At 51.2% G+C, this 20878-nt stretch carries 21 protein-coding genes; 14 read left to right on the top strand and 7 right to left on the bottom strand.

Annotated elements, in window-relative coordinates; genetic code table 11:
• Nucleotide 1: 1 nt before the first annotated feature.
• From ihfA to arnF, 11 genes are all read left to right on the top strand, one after another.
• Complete coding sequence (ihfA, locus tag DSM2777_RS16880) at nt 2-298, top strand: integration host factor subunit alpha (RefSeq protein WP_004089944.1); 297 nt, start codon at nt 2-4, stop codon at nt 296-298.
• An 83-nt stretch (nt 299-381) separates the two neighbouring features.
• Nucleotides 382-579, top strand: a complete 198-nt coding sequence (gene dsrB, locus DSM2777_RS16875) for a protein DsrB (RefSeq protein ID WP_025801269.1) — start codon at nt 382-384, stop codon at nt 577-579.
• Between the two features lie 58 nt (nt 580-637).
• Complete coding sequence (gene btuC, locus DSM2777_RS16870) at nt 638-1663, top strand: vitamin B12 ABC transporter permease BtuC (RefSeq protein ID WP_061554626.1); 1026 nt, start codon at nt 638-640, stop codon at nt 1661-1663.
• The gene (gene btuD / locus DSM2777_RS16865) at nt 1663-2457 is read left to right on the top strand and encodes a vitamin B12 ABC transporter ATP-binding protein BtuD (RefSeq protein WP_227742359.1); all 795 of its coding nucleotides are present in this window, start codon (nt 1663-1665) and stop codon (nt 2455-2457) included. Before btuC ends, btuD begins: the two co-directional genes overlap by 1 nt.
• A 377-nt stretch (nt 2458-2834) precedes the next feature.
• Nucleotides 2835-3983, top strand: coding sequence for a UDP-4-amino-4-deoxy-L-arabinose aminotransferase (arnB, locus tag DSM2777_RS16860; RefSeq protein ID WP_046459560.1), 1149 nt, complete (start codon nt 2835-2837; stop codon nt 3981-3983).
• The gene (gene arnC, locus DSM2777_RS16855; protein ID WP_046459559.1) at nt 3976-4992 is read left to right on the top strand and encodes an undecaprenyl-phosphate 4-deoxy-4-formamido-L-arabinose transferase; all 1017 of its coding nucleotides are present in this window, start codon (nt 3976-3978) and stop codon (nt 4990-4992) included. Before arnB ends, arnC begins: the two co-directional genes overlap by 8 nt.
• Nucleotides 4992-6974, top strand: coding sequence for a bifunctional UDP-4-amino-4-deoxy-L-arabinose formyltransferase/UDP-glucuronic acid oxidase ArnA (gene arnA / locus DSM2777_RS16850; RefSeq protein ID WP_061554625.1), 1983 nt, complete (start codon nt 4992-4994; stop codon nt 6972-6974). Before arnC ends, arnA begins: the two co-directional genes overlap by 1 nt.
• Nucleotides 6971-7891, top strand: a complete 921-nt coding sequence (gene arnD, locus DSM2777_RS16845; protein ID WP_061554624.1) for a 4-deoxy-4-formamido-L-arabinose-phosphoundecaprenol deformylase — start codon at nt 6971-6973, stop codon at nt 7889-7891. Before arnA ends, arnD begins: the two co-directional genes overlap by 4 nt.
• 5 nt (nt 7892-7896) lie before the next feature.
• Complete coding sequence (arnT, locus tag DSM2777_RS16840; protein ID WP_470381984.1) at nt 7897-9543, top strand: lipid IV(A) 4-amino-4-deoxy-L-arabinosyltransferase; 1647 nt, start codon at nt 7897-7899, stop codon at nt 9541-9543.
• A complete protein-coding gene (arnE, locus tag DSM2777_RS16835; RefSeq protein WP_025801277.1) occupies nt 9540-9887 on the top strand; it encodes a 4-amino-4-deoxy-L-arabinose-phosphoundecaprenol flippase subunit ArnE in 348 nt (115 codons plus the stop codon). Before arnT ends, arnE begins: the two co-directional genes overlap by 4 nt.
• Complete coding sequence (gene arnF, locus DSM2777_RS16830; RefSeq protein ID WP_046459555.1) at nt 9887-10315, top strand: 4-amino-4-deoxy-L-arabinose-phosphoundecaprenol flippase subunit ArnF; 429 nt, start codon at nt 9887-9889, stop codon at nt 10313-10315. Before arnE ends, arnF begins: the two co-directional genes overlap by 1 nt.
• Here arnF and DSM2777_RS16825 read toward each other — a convergent pair.
• A complete protein-coding gene (locus DSM2777_RS16825) occupies nt 10312-10575 on the bottom strand; it encodes a YjbD family protein (RefSeq protein ID WP_046449406.1) in 264 nt (87 codons plus the stop codon). The genes arnF and DSM2777_RS16825 overlap by 4 nt on opposite strands.
• A gap of 227 nt (nt 10576-10802) precedes the next feature.
• Here DSM2777_RS16825 and DSM2777_RS16820 point away from each other — a divergent pair, with 227 nt between their 5' ends.
• The 3 genes from DSM2777_RS16820 to DSM2777_RS16810 all read left to right on the top strand — a co-directional run bounded on the left by DSM2777_RS16820 (nt 10803) and on the right by DSM2777_RS16810 (nt 13995).
• Nucleotides 10803-11267: a C40 family peptidase gene (locus DSM2777_RS16820; protein ID WP_025801280.1), complete on the top strand. Its 465-nt coding sequence runs from the start codon at nt 10803-10805 to the stop codon at nt 11265-11267.
• A gap of 181 nt (nt 11268-11448) precedes the next feature.
• Complete coding sequence (locus DSM2777_RS16815) at nt 11449-12465, top strand: lipoate--protein ligase A (protein ID WP_061554622.1); 1017 nt, start codon at nt 11449-11451, stop codon at nt 12463-12465.
• Between the two features lie 87 nt (nt 12466-12552).
• Nucleotides 12553-13995 (top strand): protein adenylyltransferase SelO, encoded by a 1443-nt coding sequence (locus DSM2777_RS16810; RefSeq protein WP_061554621.1) that lies wholly within the window; start codon nt 12553-12555, stop codon nt 13993-13995.
• Between the two features lie 560 nt (nt 13996-14555).
• Here the strand turns inward: DSM2777_RS16810 and DSM2777_RS16805 are convergent.
• The 6 genes from DSM2777_RS16805 to hemP form a co-directional block, all read right to left on the bottom strand.
• The gene (locus DSM2777_RS16805; protein WP_061554620.1) at nt 14556-15377 is read right to left on the bottom strand and encodes a heme ABC transporter ATP-binding protein; all 822 of its coding nucleotides are present in this window, start codon (nt 15375-15377) and stop codon (nt 14556-14558) included.
• Nucleotides 15370-16371 (bottom strand): FecCD family ABC transporter permease, encoded by a 1002-nt coding sequence (locus DSM2777_RS16800; RefSeq protein WP_061554619.1) that lies wholly within the window; start codon nt 16369-16371, stop codon nt 15370-15372. The genes DSM2777_RS16805 and DSM2777_RS16800 overlap by 8 nt, the downstream gene beginning before the upstream one ends.
• Nucleotides 16368-17207, bottom strand: a complete 840-nt coding sequence (locus DSM2777_RS16795; protein ID WP_046459550.1) for a heme/hemin ABC transporter substrate-binding protein — start codon at nt 17205-17207, stop codon at nt 16368-16370. The genes DSM2777_RS16800 and DSM2777_RS16795 overlap by 4 nt, the downstream gene beginning before the upstream one ends.
• Nucleotides 17204-18241 (bottom strand): hemin-degrading factor, encoded by a 1038-nt coding sequence (locus DSM2777_RS16790; protein WP_061554618.1) that lies wholly within the window; start codon nt 18239-18241, stop codon nt 17204-17206. The genes DSM2777_RS16795 and DSM2777_RS16790 overlap by 4 nt, the downstream gene beginning before the upstream one ends.
• Before the next feature lie 119 nt (nt 18242-18360).
• Nucleotides 18361-20478: a TonB-dependent hemoglobin/transferrin/lactoferrin family receptor gene (locus tag DSM2777_RS16785; RefSeq protein ID WP_052439890.1), complete on the bottom strand. Its 2118-nt coding sequence runs from the start codon at nt 20476-20478 to the stop codon at nt 18361-18363.
• Between the two features lie 115 nt (nt 20479-20593).
• On the bottom strand, nt 20594-20797 hold the full coding sequence (hemP, locus tag DSM2777_RS16780; RefSeq protein WP_025801288.1) for a hemin uptake protein HemP: 204 nt from the start codon (nt 20795-20797) through the stop codon (nt 20594-20596).
• Between the last annotated feature and the right edge of the window lie 81 nt (nt 20798-20878).

The following is a 20878-nucleotide window of genomic DNA, read 5'->3' as shown; positions in this document are numbered from 1 at the left end:
TATGGCGCTTACTAAAGCTGAAATGTCTGAACACCTGTTTGAGAAGCTTGGGCTTAGCAAACGGGATGCCAAAGACCTCGTAGAAATATTTTTCGAAGAGGTTCGCCGCGCTCTGGAAAATGGTGAACAGGTTAAGTTGTCCGGTTTCGGTAACTTTGATCTGCGCGACAAAAACCAGAGACCGGGACGTAACCCGAAAACCGGGGAAGATATCCCGATTACGGCGCGCCGTGTTGTTACTTTCCGTCCGGGGCAGAAGCTCAAGAGCCGGGTCGAGAACGCGACACCGAAAGAGTAATACGCAAAACAAAAAGGCCGCCTGCGGGTGGCCTTTTTCTTATCTAACGTCCATCAACCCAAATATCGCGAGACAATGCATAGATGAAAGTGAATGACCTCGTTAGTGTTAAAACCGATGGTGGCCCGCGCCGAATTGGTAAAATTGTTGAAGTTGAAGAATTTAGTGAAGGGGTGATGTATTTAGTCACGCTGGATGATTATCCTAATGGCGTATGGTTTTTTAACGAAATAGATAGCCATGATGGTACATTTGTTGAGCCTTATCACGGCGATGAATAGCCAAGCTTTATTATTGTACCCACACCTAACCTCTTATTAGATCTCTTTAATGAGTCCTATGCCAAACGCTGACACGCCAATACTTTCACATTTTTCCCTTTTACAGCAGCGCCAGAAACAGCACGATCGCCGACGATTGTGGTGCCTGACGCTATTTTTGCTGTTCGCGGTGATGGTGAGCCTGTGTGCGGGCGATCTCTGGATGTGGCCCACGCAGTGGTTAAGCGAAAGTGCCCAGCTTTTCGTGTGGCAGCTCCGTTTGCCTCGGGTGCTAGCGGTGATGGCCGTCGGTGCTGCGCTGGCAATATCCGGCGCGGTGATGCAGGCGCTGTTTGATAACCCACTGGCTGAACCGGGGCTTTTAGGAGTTTCTAACGGCGCGGGCGTGGCGCTAGTATTAGCGGTATTACTCGGCCAAAGTATGCTCCCCGTGTGGGTTCTCAGTACCTGTGCGATTATTGGCGCGCTGGCGATTACCGCTTTGCTGATGGTGTTTGCACACCGTAAATCGCTGACAAATTCGCGGCTGTTGTTAATTGGCGTTGCTCTCGGTATTGCCTGTAGCGCGGTGATGACGTGGGCGGTCTATTTTAGCTCCAGCTTAGATTTACGCCAGCTGATGTATTGGCTGATGGGCGGATTCAGCGGCGTGGATTGGCGTCAAAAATGGCTGGTGTTAGCGCTCATTCCGGTATTCGTTTGGCTGCTGTATCAAGGCAAAGTGCTAAACCTGATGTCTTTGGGCGATATCCAAGCGCGCCAGCTCGGGCTTTCACTGGTGGTGTGGCGTAATTTACTCGTGGTGGCGATTGGCTGGTTAGTTGGCGTTAGCGTTGCTCTCGCGGGCGTGATTGGTTTTGTCGGATTAGTGGTACCGCATATGCTGCGGCTGATGGGGATCACCGATCATCGTGCACTTTTGCCTGCCTGTGCGCTGGGCGGTGCCGGTGTGTTGCTGTTTGCCGATGTGGTGGCGCGTGTTGCACTTTTCTCCGCCGAGCTGCCGATTGGGGTAGTGACATCTTCTCTCGGCGCACCTGTTTTTATCTGGATGCTGTTACGACCACGGAGTGTCAAAGCCTAATGATGAACCAAAACAGAGATCTGCTTTCGCTGAACTGCCTTTCTCTACACAATGTTTCCGCAGGGAGCCGTTTGCTACCTTTTAGCGCACAGGTAAATCGTGGGGCGCTTATTCACATCATTGGGCCGAATGGCGCAGGTAAAAGCACGTTGCTATCGCGCATCGCCGGTATCTTACCCGGTGAAGGCACGATCATGCTTAATCAGATCGATATTGAAAAACTCACCGCGACCGAGCTGGCCCGCTATCGCGCCTATCTACATCAGCAACAACAACCCAGCGCAGTGATGCCTGTTTTTCAGTTTCTGGCGCTGCACCAGCCCGCAGGCTGTGACGCTGAGCTTGCTGATGGCGTGGTCGGCTATCTGGCAGAAACGCTCAACTTAAGTGATAAACTTGCCCGACCATTGACCCATCTCTCCGGTGGCGAGTGGCAGAGGGTGCGAATTGCCGCGGTGTGTTTGCAAATCTGGCCAACGCTCAATCCCCAAGCATCGCTTTTGTTGCTGGATGAGCCAATGAATAGCTTGGACATCAGCCAGCAGGCAGCGGTAGATCAGTTGCTCGTACAGCTGACGCAGCTTGGGATTAGTGTCATCGTCAGTGCGCATGATTTGAATCATACCCAGAGACACGCACAGCAGGTGTGGATGCTCAAGTCTGGCGTCGTTTCGAGCCAAGGGGCCGCAAAGGACGTGATGACGGTGCAAAATCTTTCTGCGTTGTTTGAAATAGACTTTCGTGAGTTGGAGAGTGAGGGGCAACGCTGGTTTGTTTATACCCTTCATACTTGAAGCTGCCTCGCCCCGTAGTGGCCAGCGCAAGCATTGTTCAAAGTCTGAGGCCTTATGTGAAGCAACGCCTATTATTTAGGGTACTAGACCCAATATTAAATATAGTTAAGAAAATTAATAGCAGGATAAGTAAATATTTAATAAACCATTTCGTTAAATTTTCGATTTAATTCACTTAAATCAATATTCCCTCAACCAATTCCATACTTTTTCCCCATCATCCGCTATGTTTAGTCTGCGTTTATCTTAATGTTAATCTAAGCTTTTATACTTATTCTTAACATAGACAAGCGCTAAGACACGCTTTGGTATTTGTTGTAGCTTTGATTAAGTGCTTCAAATTGAGTCCTCGGCATAGAATAAATATAAGGTAACGGATGAAAGAGTTTCTCCCATTTTCAGTCCCCTCAATGGGGGAGGATGAAATCGCTGCGGTTGCTGAGGTATTACGTTCAGGTTGGATCACCACAGGGCCGAAATGCCAGCAGCTCGAATCTGCTTTTAGTCAGTACGTTGGTGCGAAACACGCCATTGCCGTGAGCTCTGCCACCGGCGGAATGCACGTGACGTTGATGGCGCTGGGCATTGGCGCAGGCGATGAGGTGATCACCCCATCCCAAACATGGGTGTCGACGATTAATATCATTACTCTGCTGGGCGCAGAGCCGGTGATGGTTGACGTTGACAGGGATACCTTGATGGTTCAGCCCGCTCAGATTGAAGCGGCCATTACCGAAAAAACCAAGGCAATTATTCCGGTTCACTATGCGGGTGCTCCTGCGGATTTAACGGCGTTAAGAGAGATTGCGGCACGACACAATATTCCACTGATTGAAGATGCGGCCCATGCGGTCGGCACACGTTTTGGTGATGAAATGATTGGCTCACAGGGAACCGCGATTTTCTCGTTCCACGCCATCAAAAATATGACCTGTGCCGAAGGTGGCATGGTGGTCACTGATGATGATGAACTGGCGGATAAAGTTCGTTGCTTCAAGTTTCACGGGCTCGCGGTGGATGCCTTCGATCGCCAAGCGCTGGGGCGCAAACCGCAGGCCGAAGTTGTCGCACCGGGCTATAAATACAATTTAGCGGATATCAATGCGGCGATTGCGTTAGTTCAGTTGGAAAAACTGCCTGCGATGAATGCGCGTCGCCAAGCGCTGGCTGCTCGTTATAGCAAGGCGCTGCAAGGTTCACCTTTGTTGCCGCTCACCGTTCCAGAATACCCACATCATCATGCATGGCACCTGTTTATGGTGCGTGTGGATAAAGATTTATGCGGTATCGATCGCAATACCATGATGGAAAAGCTGAAAGAGCATGGCATCGGCACCGGCCTGCATTTCCGCGCTGCGCACACCCAAAAATATTATCGGGAAAAATACCCTGAGCTTAGTTTACCTAATACCGAATGGAACTCGGCGAGTTTGATGACCTTACCTCTGTTCCCTGATATGCAAGACAGCGATGTGGATCGCGTCGTTCAGGCAATATCTGACATTCTGGAGTCCTGTAGTGAGTAATAGTGAAGTTAATAAAAGTACGGATAACACGATAAAAAAAGTGTCCGTGGTTATTCCTGTTTTTAACGAGCAGGAAAGTTTGCCTATTTTAATTAAGCGTACCCATGCGGCATGTGAACTGTTAAATAAGCCGTATGAAATTATTTTGATTGATGACGGTAGCCATGATGCTTCTGCGGAAATATTAACTCAGGCGGCTGAGATCCCAGAAAACCATATTGTTGCTGTGCTTTTAAACCGTAATTATGGTCAACATTCGGCCATCATGGCGGGGTTCAATCAGGTTTCTGGCGATTTAATTATTACCCTCGATGCGGATTTACAAAATCCACCGGAAGAGATCCCTCGCTTGGTTGAAACGGCAGAGCAGGGCTATGACGTGGTGGGCACCGTTCGTGCCAAACGCAAAGACACGTGGTTCCGCAAAACGGCCTCTAAGATGATCAATATGATGATCCAAAAAGCCACCGGCAAATCTATGGGAGATTACGGTTGTATGCTGCGTGCCTACCGCCGTCCCATCATTGAAGCCATGTTGCATTGCCACGAACGCAGCACCTTTATTCCTATTCTGGCCAATACCTTTGCGCGTCGAACCATTGAAATCGATGTTCGCCACGATGAGCGTGAGTTTGGGGAATCAAAGTACAGCTTCTTAAAGCTTATCAATCTGATGTATGACCTCGTGACCTGTTTGACCACCACGCCTTTGCGTCTTTTGAGTATTGTCGGCAGCGTCATTGCGCTTTCCGGCTTCACTCTGGCGGTCTTACTTATCGCGATGCGTTTGATTTTTGGACCAACATGGGCCGCCGAAGGGGTATTCACGCTGTTTGCCGTGCTGTTTACCTTTATCGGTGCTCAGTTCGTTGGGCTGGGGTTATTGGGCGAGTACATCGGACGTATCTATAACGATGTGCGTGCACGTCCACGTTATTTTGTGCAAAAAATTGTCTCCGCAGACGCGTTGAAGACCCATGAATCTGTTGATCAACAGGAAGAAGAGTAATGAAAGCCATTGTATTTGCTTACCATGATATCGGCTGTGCAGGACTGAAAGCGCTGAAAGATGCGGGTTATGAAATCTCTGCCGTATTTACCCACACGGACGAACCGGGTGAGAACCATTTCTATGGTTCAGTTGCGCGTGTTGCAGCCGAAATGGAGCTGCCTGTTTACGCACCAGATAATGTGAATCATCCGCTGTGGATCGATCGCATTAAGGCGCTGAAGCCAGACGTTATTTTCTCATTCTACTACCGCAATATGCTGTGCCAGGACATTCTGGATATCGCGCCTCGCGGTAGTTGGAATCTGCATGGCTCACTGTTGCCTAAATATCGTGGCCGCGCACCGGTTAACTGGGCGCTGGTACAGGGTGAAACACAAACCGGCGTTACGCTGCATCAAATGACGCGTAAAGCGGATGCCGGCGATATCGCAGGGCAATTAGCGGTAGATATTGCTGCCGACGACACGGCACTGACGCTGCACAGCAAAATTCGCGATGCGGCGGTTGCTCTGTTAGGTCAGCAGCTACCGTTAATCAAAAATGGCGACGTGAAAACCACGGCTCAAGACGAATCTCAGGCGACTTACTTTGGCCGTCGTACCGCAGCTGATGGCCTGATTGACTGGCGCAAACCAGCGGCAGTGATTCACAACTTGGTTCGTGCCGTGACCGAACCTTATCCGGGTGCATTCAGCTATTTAGGTGATAGAAAAATCACCGTATGGCGTAGCCGTGTGGTTGAAGACAAATCTGGCAGCAAGCCGGGTACAGTGCTGTCGGCTAAACCGCTGGTTATCGCCTGCGGTGAAAATGCGCTGGAGATCGTCACCGGACAAAGCGATGCCGGTTTATATGCGCAGGGCTCTCAGCTGGCTAACGAGATGGGCATTGTGGCGAAAGTTCGCCTGTGGGATAAGCCGAACAGCCTGATCAAACGCCGCACGCGTGTACTGATTCTGGGCGTAAACGGCTTTATCGGTAACCATCTGACAGAACGTCTGTTGCAAGATGATAATTTTGATATCTACGGTTTGGATATCGGCTCTGATGCTATTGAGCGCTTTATCGGCAACCCGCGTTTCCACTTCGTTGAGGGCGATATCAGCATCCACAATGAGTGGATCGAATATCACATCAAAAAATGTGACGTGATCCTGCCGCTGGTTGCGATTGCTACGCCGATTGAATATACCCGCAATCCATTGAAAGTGTTCGAGTTAGACTTTGAACAAAACCTGAAGATTGTGCGTGACTGCGTGAAATATCAAAAACGTATCGTGTTCCCATCCACGTCAGAAGTGTATGGCATGTGCAACGATAAAGACTTTGATGAAGATACTTCTAACCTGATTGTTGGCCCAATCAACAAACAGCGCTGGATTTACTCGGTATCTAAGCAGCTGTTAGACCGCGTTATTTGGGCTTACGGTGCTAAGAACGAGCTTAACTTTACGCTGTTCCGTCCGTTTAACTGGATGGGGCCACGTTTGGATAACCTGAATGCGGCGCGTATCGGCAGCTCTCGTGCGATCACTCAGTTGATCCTGAATCTGGTTGAAGGTTCTCCGATTAAGCTGGTGGACGGCGGTGCGCAGAAACGCTGCTTCACCGATATCAGCGACGGTATCGAAGCGCTGTTCCGAATTATTGAGAACAAAGACGACAACTGTAACGGGCAAATTATCAACATCGGTAATCCAGATAACGAAGCCAGCATTCGTGAACTGGGTGAGATGCTGTTGGATTGTTTTGAAAATCATCCACTGCGTTCCCACTTCCCGCCGTTTGCCGGTTTCAAAGAAATTGAAAGCAGCAGCTACTACGGTAAAGGCTATCAGGACGTTGAGCATCGTAAACCAAGCATCACCAACGCTAAGCGCCTGTTAAATTGGGCTCCAACGGTAGAAATGAAACAGACCGTTGAAGAAACGCTGGATTACTTCCTGCGTACGGTGGATCTCAGCGGTGAGGCACAATGAAACGGGTTGGCCTGAGAATTGACGTTGATACGTTTCGCGGTACCCGTGATGGGGTGCCGCAGTTATTAACCATGCTACAAAAGCATGAAGTCTTAGGGAGCTTTTTCTTTAGCGTGGGACCAGACAATATGGGACGTCATTTATGGCGTCTGCTGAAACCGCGCTTTTTGTGGAAGATGCTTCGTTCTCAGGCCGCTTCGCTGTATGGATGGGATATTTTACTGGCCGGCACCTGCTGGCCAGGCAAATTAATTGGTAAACCTCACGAGCTTATCATTCGTCATACCGCGACGTCGGGGCATGAAGTGGGGCTGCACTCCTGGGATCATCACGGCTGGCAAAAGAACGTAGGCAGCTGGTCTGATGCGCGGCTCAAGCGTGAGTTTGAACGCGGTCTAGCGGAAATGCAGCGCATTTTAGGCTATGCGGTGGATTGTTCAGCGGTAGCGGGCTGGCGTGCCGATCAGCGCGTTGTCGATATGAAGCAATCCTACGGCATGCGCTACAACAGCGATTGCCGAGGGACGCAGCCGTTCATTCCTCAACTGAGTAACGGCCAACACGGCACGGTGCAAATCCCCGTTACGCTGCCAACCTACGATGAAGCGGTAGGGACGGTAACGACCGACGCTCAGTTTAATGATTTCATCATCGATGCGATCAAAAACGACAAAGGGACTCCCGTCTATACCATTCATGCCGAAGTTGAAGGGATCGTAAAAGCTGACATGTTTGAGCAGTTACTGATCCGATTAAAAGCCGAAAACATCGAATTTTGCCCGTTGTCTGCGCTGTTGCCAAACGATAGGGCGCAGCTCCCAACGGGACGTATCGTTCGTTCATCATTTGAAGGGCGGGAGGGCTGGCTCGGTTGTCAGGCTCCTGCTGTAGAAAACCCAGCGGAGACGTCTTTGTGAGAGTGATTAAAACACTGTCCGGCTTATTGTTCGCCTTGCTGTACCTGTTACCTCTGAATTGGCGTCCACTTTGGCAGCCAGATGAAACCCGTTATGCAGAAATAAGTCGCGAGATGCTTGCTCGCGGCGATTGGACCGTGCCCCATTTACTGGGGCTTCGCTATTTTGAAAAGCCAGTCGCTGGGTATTGGATTAACAATATTAGCCAATGGTTATTTGGTGACAACAACTTTGCGGTGCGTTTCGGTTCAGTATTCTGTACCGCGCTCAGCACGCTGCTAGTCTATTGGCTGGCCATGCTGATTTGGAAAAACAGCCGCACGGCGATTTTGGCGGCGGTCATCTATTTCAGCATGTTCTTGGTATATGCGGTTGGCACCTATAGCGTGCTTGACCCGATGATCACGCTGTGGATGTCGGCGGCGATGGTGAGTTTCTATCTCACCTTAAAAGCAACCACGCCGAAAGCCAAAATCGGTGCCTATGCACTGCTCGGCATCGCCTGTGGCATGGGCTTTATGACCAAAGGGTTCTTAGCCTTAGCGTTGCCGGTTATCAGCGTTCTGCCGATTGTGATCCAACAGAAACGGGTTAAAGAGCTGTTTTTGTTTGGGCCCATCGCGGTGGTGGTGGCTGCGATCCTGAGTGCTCCGTGGGCGTGGAGTATTTATCTGCGCGAGCCTGATTTCTGGAATTATTTCTTCTGGGTTGAGCATATCCAGCGTTTCGCCGAGTCTGATGCTCAGCACAAAGCGCCGTTCTGGTACTATTTACCGGTGCTGGTTGCCGGTGTGATGCCGTGGTTAGCGCTATTGCCGGGGGCTATTCGTCACGGCTGGCGTGGTTTCCATCCAGACAGATTCTTCCTGCTCAGTTGGCTGGTGATGCCGTTCCTGTTCTTTAGCATCGCGAAAGGCAAACTGCCGACGTACATTTTGCCTTGTATGGCACCGCTGGCGTTGCTGATGGCGCACTATGCTTCCGAGCTGGTAGCGAAAGGGCAATGGCGCACGTTTAAAGTCAACGCGGTGATTAACATCCTGTTTGGCGTGGTGGGAGCAACTGCCGTCTCGGTGATGGCGTTAGGCCACTTTGAATCGCCATTGTATGGAACCGGCGAGCAGGGTGAGTTAAGCACTATCCTTATAGGCGTGGTTTGCTTTGCAGGCTGGTCGCTCTTCGGCGTGATTGCGCTGGTACGAGGCGGCAAAAACTGGCTATGGTCGGCGGTATGCCCGCTGGTGTTAGGCTTGCTCATCGCGCAGGCGATTCCGCAGAAGATCGAGAACAGCAAAAACCCTCAGGCTTTTATTGACGACATGATGCCGCAGTTAGCCAACAGTCGCTTTGTATTAAGCGATGAGGTAGGGATTGCCGCTGGGCTCGCGTGGGAACTCAAACGCAGCGATATTCTGATGTTTGATTATTCGGGTGAGTTGAGATATGGCTTGGGGTATCCTGATGCCAAAGGCCATCGCATCAATAAAGACGAATTTGCAGGATGGTTAGCCAACGCACGCAAAGAGGGCAACGTGAGCCTGATGATCCATCTCTCTCGAGATGAAACACTCGATCACGAAGGCTTACCTAAGGCCGATAGCGTTGAACAACGAGGTCGTTACGTCGTGCTGTTCTACAAGAAAAGCGAATAATGAGTTACTTGCTCCTTCTGCTCGCCAGCGTTTTTACCTGCGGCGGGCAACTTTGCCAAAAACAAGCGGTGGTGTGCTGGCAACAGCGCCCACCGTCTTCACGCTTAGCCACAACGTTACGCTGGTTACTCGCTGCCTGTTGCTCGCTCGGCATCGCCATGCTGCTCTGGCTGCTGGTGTTGCAGCGTCTGCCGCTGGGCATTGCCTATCCGATGCTGAGTATTAACTTTGTTCTGATCACGCTGTGCGCTCACTATTGGTTTGGTGAGAAAGCCGGTGTGCGGCATTGGTGTGGGGTGGCGTTAATTATGCTGGGTATCTATCTAATGAGTCGTGGACTGTGATGAAAAAAGGCTATGTTTGGGCCGCGTGCAGCATTGTTTTGGTGAGTGTGGCGCAGGTGCTGATGAAGTCTGGTATGGCGGATATACCGATTATTTCGTCGCTAGAGATTGAGCCGCTGACTTTTCTTCTTGCCTACGCGACACCGTTGCTGGTGGTAAGCCTAGGGATCTTGGGCTATGTGCTGTCGATGGTGTGCTGGTTTTGTGCTCTGCGCTATTTACCGCTCAGCCGAGCGTATCCGCTGTTAAGTTTAAGCTATGCCTTGGTTTACGTGGCGGCGATTGCGTTACCTTGGCTGAATGAAACGGTGAGCTGGACTAAAACGGCAGGCGTAATCGCCATATTAGCAGGCGTTTGGTTAATTACGAGCGGCAAACAGGATACTCCCCACCCGCATGAGCAGGGAGCCGGATCGAAAGGAGATTAGCGTAAACCACGCGTGTGGTTGTTTTTAGACCAGCTAAAGGTTTCATCGCTAGGAACCACTTTTTGCTTTTTCTTCTCAGCGCGCACTTTCTTGGCTTCTTTATCCATCTCTAACGCAATTTCTTTCAACATCTCATCTTTGATTTTGCCTTTTTCGGCATTGGTTAGCGGGCGATCTAAACTTTTTCTGGCCTGAGCCTGTCTTACTTGTACTCGCTGTAGCTGGCTTTCATTCAGGTCTTTTAAAGTCAGTTTTTTCATCGTGCGCACCTTGAGTCAGATTTCATTAGCGTCAGTATTACACAGACATGCTCATTTACAGTTAATAAATGCGGATATTCTAAAATTCCCGCTGACGTAGCAAAAAAATCACGCTAAATTTGCATAATTCTGACTTAGCACGTAAATATGTAGATAATTCGTACAATTTACCAATGAGAAAGAACCTAGGTTATGGCTAGGTAAATAAGATAAGCAAAAGGGAAATTATGCGTCTTGGTTTTTTAGTGGTAGTGGCAAGTTTGGTGTTGGCAGGCTGTAGCCATAATGCGCCGCCACCAAGCGGAAAATTATCTGATTCAATCGCCGTGGTGGCGCAGTTGAACGATCAGCTACGCCAATGGCACGGTGCGCCTTATCGATACGGTGGCTTAGAGCGTAACGGCGTTGACTGCTCAGGATTTGTCTATCGCACTTTCCGCGACCGTTTTGAAATGCAGCTGCCTCGTACCACCAAGCAACAAACGTCGCTGGGTACGAAAGTTGACCGTGACGAACTGATGCCGGGCGATCTGGTCTTTTTCAAAACCGGCGGTGGTGAAAACGGTTTACATGTGGGTATTTACGATACCGATGAAACCTTTATTCACGCCTCAACCAGTAAGGGCGTTACCCGTTCTTCATTAGATAATGTTTATTGGCGCAAAGTCTATTGGCAGGCAAGACGCTTATAGTTTTGCAGTCATATAGTTTTTTAGTCATATAGTTTTTTAGTTATAATCCTAATTATTCAAAACGCCCTTAATTTGGGCGTTTTTTTATACGGATATAACGCCAAGATAGCCCATTCTTGCCGCAGTTAGCGCGGCGAAATGTTATTATATTCTCTATGCAAAGAATAACCGGAATTGACGGATGACCACTTTACGCTTATTGATTTCAGACTCTTATGATCCTTGGTTTAATTTGGCGGTGGAGGAGTGCATATTTCGTCAAATGGCGCCCACGCAGCGGGTGTTATTTTTGTGGCGCAATAACGATACAGTGGTGATTGGGCGAGCGCAAAATCCGTGGAAAGAGTGTAATACTCGACGCATGAGCGAGGATGGCGTGAAATTAGCCCGCCGAAGCAGCGGTGGCGGCGCGGTATTCCACGATTTAGGTAATACCTGCTTTACCTTTATGGCCGGTAAGCCTGAATACGATAAAACAATTTCAACCGGCATTATTCTTACTGCCTTACGCAGTCTAGGTCTTGTTGCCGATGCCTCGGGTCGCAATGACTTAGTGGTCACTACCGCGGATGGCGAGCGCAAAGTTTCCGGTTCAGCGTATCGTGAAACCATGGATCGCGGTTTTCATCATGGCACGCTGCTGCTGAATGCCGATCTAAGTCGTTTGGCTAATTACCTGCATCCCGATCCGAAAAAACTACAGGCGAAAGGGATTACGTCAGTGCGTTCCCGTGTGGCAAATCTGGTGGAATTGATGCCTGATATTACCCATGAGAAAATCTGCACGGCGATCGCGGAAGCATTCTTCGAACACTATGGTGAGCGCGTTGAAGCTGAACATATTTCACCGCGCTATGAGCCTGATTTGCCTAATTTCAGCGAGCAGTTCCTAAAGCAAAGCAGTTGGGCATGGAACTTTGGTCAAGCGCCATCGTTCACGCATCAGTTAGATGAACGCTTTGTGTGGGGCGGCGTTGAACTGCACTTTGACATTGAACGTGGACTCATTACGCGGGCACAGATGTTTACCGACAGCTTAAATCCCGCACCGCTAGAAATGCTTGCCGAGCGTTTGCATCAGGTGGCTTATCGTAGCGATGAAATTGGTGCCATTGTGGAACAGCTAGCGCAGGAATTCCCTGAACAACAGGCTGAGCTGCGTGAACTGAAGCAGTGGCTATCGCAGCAAGTGAAATAAACCCGCCATACCCACACAGAGTACCGGTGTTTATATCGAGTCATGCCCTCTACACTGTAATCAAATGCGGTGAAAACAAGAGGGCACATGACTCAGTTTATTAATAGCTACCACGATGAGCTTGCGGGTTTTTATACCGAGCTAAAGCCAACGCCGCTTAAAGATGCGCGTTTACTGTATTACAGCCAGCCTTTAGCCGATGATTTAGGTCTGAGCCCCGATTTTTTTACCAGTGAATCGGCCGCAGTTTTGCGCGGAGAAGCGCTATTACCGGGAATGAATCCTCTCGCTCAGGTTTACAGTGGGCACCAATTTGGAGTGTGGGCGGGGCAATTGGGCGATGGTCGCGGTATTTTGCTCGGCGAACAACAGCTACCCGACGGGCGCAAATACGATTGGCATCTCAAAGGTGCGGGTCTAACGCCTTATTCAAGAATGGGTGACGGCCGCGCGGTATTGCGATCGGTGATCCGCGAATTCCTCGCTTCCGAAGCACTGCACCATCTCGGCATTCCGACGACCAGAGCCCTGAGTATTGTCACCAGCCAGCAGCCTGTTTTCCGTGAGCAGCCAGAACGCGGTGCCATGCTGATGCGCATCGCGGAAAGCCATCTGCGTTTTGGTCATTTTGAGCACTTCTATTATCGCGAACAGCCTGATGAAGTACGAAAGCTGGCAGATTACGCGATTCGCCATCATTGGCCGCATCTGGTTGATGAAAAAGATCGCTATGTACTTTGGCTGCGTGATATCGCCGAGCGAACGGCGCGCCTGATCGCGCTGTGGCAAGCGCAAGGGTTTGCACACGGAGTGATGAATACCGACAATATGTCGATTCTGGGACTGACCATTGATTTTGGCCCCTATGCCTTCCTCGACGATTACCAACCCGGCTTTATCTGCAACCACTCTGACTATCAGGGACGCTATGCGTTTGATAATCAGCCTGCGGTGGCTTATTGGAATCTACATCGTTTGGGGCAGGCGCTTTCTGGCCTGATGACTGCCGACCAAATTCGTGGTGCACTTGATGCTTATGAGCCTGCGCTGATGGTGGCTTTTGGCGAACAAATGCGTAAGAAACTGGGTTTCTTTAGCCGAGACAATCAAGATAACGATTTGCTGACCGAACTTCTCAGCCTGATGGCCAAAGAAGGGCGGGACTATACGCGCACTTTCCGCCAGTTAAGCCACGTAGAAGTGGCTGAAAACCAAATGGCCCTGCGCGATGATTTCCTCGATCGTGACGCTTTTGATGCATGGCACCGCAAGTGGCGCTTACGTTTGCAACAGGACAGCGTGGACGACGCAACGCGCCAAACGCAAATGAAATCGGTAAACCCTAAACGGATCTTACGCAACTATTTGGCGCAAAATGCGATTGAAGCGGCGGAAAAGGATGACATTAGCGTGCTCACCCGCCTGCATCAGGGGCTATTAAATCCTTATGAAGACGATGCCGCTTTCGATGATTTAAGCGCGTTGCCGCCGGAATGGGGTAAGACGTTGGAGATATCGTGTTCGAGTTAGGGCGATAGGATTAAAATCCCGAGCACATAACGATATGCTCATTTAGTGTAAGGTTTCGTTCGCCCGCTAGCCGTTGTGTTTTTATAATATCGCTGGGGGAGGCGACCGATGAGGGGCGCCAGCGCGCGGCCCTTCAATCCTCGCGCTTTTATCCGAGATGCCATCTCCACTCCGGTTTGGTATCGCCCGTCCAGGGCGCCCCAAACTCCGCCGGTACATCCTTGTACCGGCGGCTCTCTCAGCCAAGACTTAAACAATCAATAAGACAAGATTATATTTTGTCTTTTCTGTGTTAGATGAAATGCATTTTAGAGCCGCCAGCAGGGACGCTGGTGGCAGGTTGAGGGCGTACAGGATGTACGCTCCGAGGCCGGTCGGCCAAACGGCTCAGTCAAAAGCGCGAGAGTGTAGAGGTTGCGCGCTGGCAACCTCTACTCGGACGCCTACGCCAACCGTTTTATAGAAACGTGTTTGTTGATTGGCGGACGAAAACCTTCACCGTCCTAATATGAAGGTTTCAGATGAAGGCGATGTCGCCTGCGCAGGGTTAATGTAGCGCGCTAGCGCCTTAAGTATACCTGCGGTTCCCCGCACTCAGGATGCGGCATAACACCCAAATCAGCATGATACCAACGAGTTAGCGTTTCACCGTTTAACACCTCTTGCGGTGTACCTTGTGCCACCAGTTGGCCTTGGTGCAGTAGCAGAATTCTATCGGCGTACAGCGCGGCCAAATTTAAATCGTGCAGAATACAACAAACGCCGAGCGGTTCGCTGCGGGTCAGCGATTTCAGCAATCTCAGCGTTTGCTGTTGATGATAGAGATCGAGCGCCGAGGTGGGTTCATCTAAGAACAGCCAACGCGGTTGTGGCTCAGGCTGCCAAAGCTGGGCTAACACGCGAGCCAGTTGAACGCGCTGCTGTTCGCCGCCGGAGAGTGCGCGATAATCGCGGTCAGCGAGAACATCACAGCCGGTTTGCGCCATCACATGTTCAACCGCACGCTGATTGTGCTCGCCTTCGCGCCCTTGGTTTGGATAGGGGGAACGGCCCATCGCAACTACTTCTCGCACGCTAAAAGCAAAAGCGAGATCGCTATGCTGGCGCATAACGGCGCGGGTGCGCGCTAACTGGCGCGGACTCCATTCTACCAACGGCTGACCCTGCAATTCACAGTGGCCTTCGCTCGGTGGTAAAAAACCGGTCAGCAAGCGCATCAGCGTCGATTTTCCTGCGCCGTTAGGGCCGATAATCGCCACCATTTCACCGCTCTGTAAAGAGAGCGAAACCTGCTTTATCAGCCGATGCTGACCCAGATGGTAACTTATGTTGTGCGCCTGTAGCGCTGCGGGGGTAAGACGGATTTCAGATTGCTTATCCAACGCTAAACTCCTTTTGACGTAGAATCAGCCACAAAAAGTAAGGGCCGCCGATCAAGCTGGTCAGCATGCCAACGGGCATTTCCGCTGGAGATATCAATGTACGGGCCAGCGTATCTGCGGTTAATAATAAACAGGCTCCACCCAATGCCGAGCAGGGAAGCAGCCAACGGTGGTCTGCGCCTAAACGCATACGCACCAAGTGGGGGATCACCAAGCCAATAAAGCCAATCACGCCGCTGACCGCCACGGCTGCGCCCACTAAGACTGCGCTCAATAGCAGAAGCTGGCGCTTGGTTTTAGGCACGTTAATCCCTAAGTAATGAGCTTCTTCGTCGCCAAGCTGTAAAAGATTTAGGCGGCGGGCCATCAGCAGGGCCGCTACGCTGGCAGGAATGATCAACGAGGAGGCCGCGAGCAGCGTTCCCCATTGCGCTTGCCCTAAACTGCCCATGCTCCAGAGAGAGAACTGACGCAGTTGCTGGTCATTGCTGATGTAGCTAAGAACGCCCACCAAGGCAAAGCACAGCGCATTGATGGCAATACCGGCTAACAATAAACGAGACAGCGAACCGTGCCCGCCACGGCTGAGGCCGTAAATGAGCAGGGAGATAAACAGGCTGCCGCCAAAGGCCGCCAGCATGTGGCTATAAAGTGCCAACGTAGGTGCCAGCGTCATTGGCATCACAATCACTAGCGCAACGCACAGTGATGCGCCGCTGCTGATGCCTAATAAGGTCGGATCGGCCAGCGGGTTGCGAAACAGGCCTTGCATGATGGCACCGGACACCGCCAACGCAATGCCGACTACCGTGGCGAGTAAAACGCGCGGCAGACGAATATTCAGCCAAACCTGCCACATCGCATCATCTAGCGGTGTTTCCCACAGAGTATGAAATGAAAGGCGTAGGGCACCTAAATTGGCGGAACCTAAACCCAGCGCCACCAGCAGGACGATGAGTACGCTGAATGCAATGCGTGGCGATACTTTTGTCATCTCTGTGCTCGCTCCGCCGCTTCACGCAGCGCCGCTAGTGCAGCCGGTGTCTCTAAGCTAAATCCAAGCAGCGCCATATCGTCAACCACCAGAATCTGTTTGTTTTTAGCCGCAGGGGTTAATGCCATACCTGGTAACGCCCAAACTTTATCCACGGTGCCCAAGGTTTTGAAACCATCGCTGGTGATCAGAACAAGGTCCGGGGCACTGGCCACGACACCTTCTTGCGACAGTGGACGATAGCGAGAGAAACCTTGCATCGCGTTTTGCGCGCCGCTGGCTTTGATGATTGAATCGGCAGCGGTATCTTGACCAGCCGCCATTGGCGTCATGCCGCCGTGGCTAAGGATAAACAGCACCTTAGTTTTGAGCGGGGTACGTGGCACGGCGGCCAGCTGCTGCTCATATTTTTGCGTGACCGCTGCGCCTTGCTTTTCTAGATTAAGTGCGCTGGCGACCTGCTGAATTTTGTGCGGTACGTTGTCGAGCGAGGCTTCACCGCTGACGGGAACGACTTTCACACCCACATCCGCGATTTGACGCAGCACCAGAGAAGGCTCCGCCAGTTCGCTGGCTAACACCATGGTTGGTTTTAGGGAAAGAATGCCTTCAGCGTTGAGCTGGCGCATATAGCCTACGTCAGGCAGATTTTTGGCAGCGGGAAGGGTACTTGTTGTATCTCTGGCAACCAGACGATCGCCTGCGCCCAGCGCATAAACAATTTCAGTGACGTCACCGCCGACGCTAACGATGCGGTCGGCTGCGACGGCGTTCAGAGAGAATACAACCATCAGCGGTGCAGAAAGCACCGCCGCAAAGCGGCGGGCTAATGTCATGCGGCAACTCCATTCAGACGTGGCAGGCCATCAATCTGGGTGCGCCACTGTTCTTGTTCTGGCTGGCCTTCGGTACGTTGGCCGAACAGTTGGGCGATCTGGGTGCCATCTTCGGCAAACAGTTCCAGACTGGTAACAAAACCGTCTTTGGTTGGTTTACGGGTGATCCAGCTTTCTGCAATCGCGGTTTCGATTAAGTGCAGAGTGAAGCGGGAGTTGAAGATATTGATCCATTCGTGGTGTGGAACCACGCGTTCGATTTTGCCGGTGAAAATCTGTACACAGCCACGGTTGCCGACGAAAACCATAATTTCGTTTTGGTCTGCTTTAGCGGTGTTCAGTAGGTGGGTCAGCGCGCTGTTATCCACGCGATATGCGAGGTCATCGCCCACGGCGGCAAAAGCCTGCTGGCGAGACAGATTATGGCGTCCCAGCAGCTGGAAGAATTGGTGAACATCGGTCATGGCGCGCCATTCAGCGTCGATAACCTGATTATCCACGTTGCTATTTTTCACGTCGGAGGACGCTGGTGCGATCTCTAACGCAGGATTTTCATCACTGACAAAACGGCCAATCAGATCGTTCCAAGCGGCAATATCGGTGTTCGGCGTGGTATAGACTTTATGCAGCGCATCGCCCTGAGCATCAAAGAACTGAATGCAGTGGCGCTCGCCGTTGCGGCTCTCTTCGGTCAGTGTAAAGGCGCTGGTCCAATGCTGTAAGAATAAGCGCAGATCGATGCTGCCCGGATTGAGGATCAAACCCGCATGGCCGTGCAGATGCTGGTTTTCGTAGCTGCCCAGCTGTTCGTGAACGACATATTCGTTACGCGTAATCGCTTTAACTTCGTCCACGGCTTCAAGCGCCGCCAGCAAAGTACGAGCATCCGCATTTAAGCGACGTGCATCATGGCCCACGCGGGCATGAGTTAATTCGGCTTCGCTCACGTTCAGGATAGCAGCCAGATCGCGGGCATATTTTCCACTGTTCTGCTCTTTGGCAGTCAGGTATTGCTCATATAGTGCAGGTTTCATCTTCTCTTCCTTTATAGGGATAGGGTGCTTAAATAAATCAATCAAACGGGTAGTGCCTATTTTATATGTGCTAAACCTCCCCCAAATTGGGGGAGGTTTTTATCGCTGCGATGCGTTCATTACCACTGATAGCTAACCAGTACCTTGCCGTTGATACCGTCCTGAATCACGCCTTGTGATGTGTAATATTCTTTGTCGAAGGCGTTGCCCAGCACGACGCTGGTAGTCATACCGTTGAACGAATCTTTGCCTTTGTAGCTAACGTAGAAATCATTCACGCCATAGCCAGCCTGTGGTGCAGTACCCGCGTTGACCTGATTGTTACGATCGGCGAAGGTGCCGACCCAGCCCACTGAGAAACCAGTATTGCTGATAGGTACATTCAGCTGGCTGGTGACGGTGTCTGGGTTGATGTTGTCGAGCCATTCGCCGGTTTTCTGATCTTTACCGCGAGTACGGTTGTAGGCCAGATTCCAACCGAACCAATCGGTTTGGTATTCCAAGGCGGCATCCCAACCCCAGATTTTGGCGCGGTCGATGTTGGTTGACGTGGTGCTACAGTCGATACAACCAAATCCACCGTTGACGAAGCCCATATCCATGGTGACCTGCGTTTTGATGTAGTCTTTGGCTTTGGTGCCGAAGTAGCTGGATTTGAATTTCAGGGAGTCATTCGCCATCAGCACGTCATCAAAACGCAGACCGAAACCAACTTCTTGGGTTTCATTCGTTTCTGGCTTCAGATTCGGGTTTGGCTTCCAGTAGTTCGCCATACCTGGGCCCATCTGGAAGTGCAGGGAGTCGTTATACATCTCGCCCATGGTTGGGGCGCGGAACGCCTGCGCATAGCTACCAAATACCATCAGCCAATCAGTTGGATTAATGGTCATGGCCGCACGGGATGACCATTTGTCAGCGTTGACGTCGTCGTAGCCGTCGCTGCTGCCTTTGTAGTTGTCGTAACGTGTACCGGCAACGATATCGACAGGCAGATCGCGCAGGGTGATTTCATCCTGTAACCAGCCTGAGGCGAATTTGATGTCAGCCTGTGGGAAACCGGTGGTCGCGCCGCCTGGGGTTTGTTTTTGCTTGTACGCTTCGGTGCCGTAAGTCAGCAGGTGAGAAGCAAAGCTGTCAGCAAACAAACGGCTGCGGTTTTCTAATTTGGCACCGTTGGTGGTTTGCTTACGTTTCTCATAAGACGTGCCGGTTGGGCTGGCGTTGATTTTGACTTCGGATGTATAGCCGGTCAGTTTGGCATCTAGCCAATCCTGTCCAACCGGTTTTAAGCTGTAGCTGGCCTGCGCATCACGCTGAATGGTGGAGCGATCGGTCATGACGTTACCGGTGCCTGCGTCTTCGGTCTGCGGGTTTTTAGGCTCGCGTGCGGCGTTGTTGTAGTAACGCAGATCGCCAGACAATGACTGGTTTTCATCAATGGTCCACGTGCCTTTGGTCAGCACGTTACTGATGGTTTCATCGTTAGGAGAGTCAAAACCGTTGCTCATGCGCAGATTACCGCGATCGCGGGTGCTGAATGAGATGATGCCGTCTAAGTCATCGGTTTTACCGTAGGCGCTGGCGCCCATGCCTAGGCTGTGATCCTGTGTGCCTGCGGTGCCAAATACGCGGTAACCGGTGTTTTTGCCCGGCATCAGTAGGTCTGCGGCATCAACGGTTTCATACGAGATCACGCCGCCCAATGCGCCGCTGCCGTACAGCATTGCTCCAGGACCACGAACCACTTCAACGCGTTTGATCAATGCGGGATCGAGGAACGTGCCGTTCAGATGGCCGGTGTCGGTGCCTTGACGAACGCCATCAACCAGAACCAAAACGCCACGGCGATCGTAGCCACGCATGCTGATGTCTTGTCCGTTTGCACGGCTACCACCGGAAATGGTTACGCCTGGAATATGGCGCAGCATGTCAGGCGCCGAGCTGGCGGTCAGGGTTTCAGGATCGTTGTTTTCGAGAACGGATACCATCATTGGCGCTTCGAAGCTGTCGCGTTCGTTACCCGTGGCGGTGACCGTCATCGTGTTTTGCTGTTTGCTGTCTTTGCCACCGGCTGGGGTATTCCCCGTGTAGGCAATTTCTTGCGATGTCGATCCTGAGGTTGTATCAACCAAGGCTTCAGCATGCGCAAAGAGCGGTAGGGCACAAGCAACGGCAATGCTTAAGCGAGAAGGGCTAAAGGTTGAACGAGCCAGCCTGGCGCGGGTGGAACAAGACATGGGGCAACACTCCGTATGTACGAAAACATAGCATCAGGGTTGCTGGCTGCCTTGCCTCAACGAGGCTGGGTGGCTGGCAAAGTTAATGTTTAAATTAAAATGAATGATGTACTGATTATTTGGTCAGGATCAGCTTGCCTGATTTTGTTTGGCGCAGTTGGTACTGTTCTCCTTGATGCTGAATAATGACTTTTCCTTCATCACCTAGGAGTGTGTGGCTATCAATCACTGCCGCAGCCGAGGTAAAAAACGTGGGGCTTTGGTGGGTCGATAAACTCAACAGGTCAACAGATTGAGGATCAATATTCGGCTTTTCCATGTGCGCTCTTTCTTACAAAAAGTAAGTGAATGTTAATTGTTATCACAATGAGAATCATTATCATGAAATGTGCATAGCACG

Source organism: Obesumbacterium proteus, from assembly GCF_001586165.1.
Classification (GTDB): domain Bacteria; phylum Pseudomonadota; class Gammaproteobacteria; order Enterobacterales; family Enterobacteriaceae; genus Hafnia; species Hafnia protea.
Note: the sequence above shows the minus strand (reverse complement) of the source record. Positions and strands in the feature narration are given on the sequence as shown.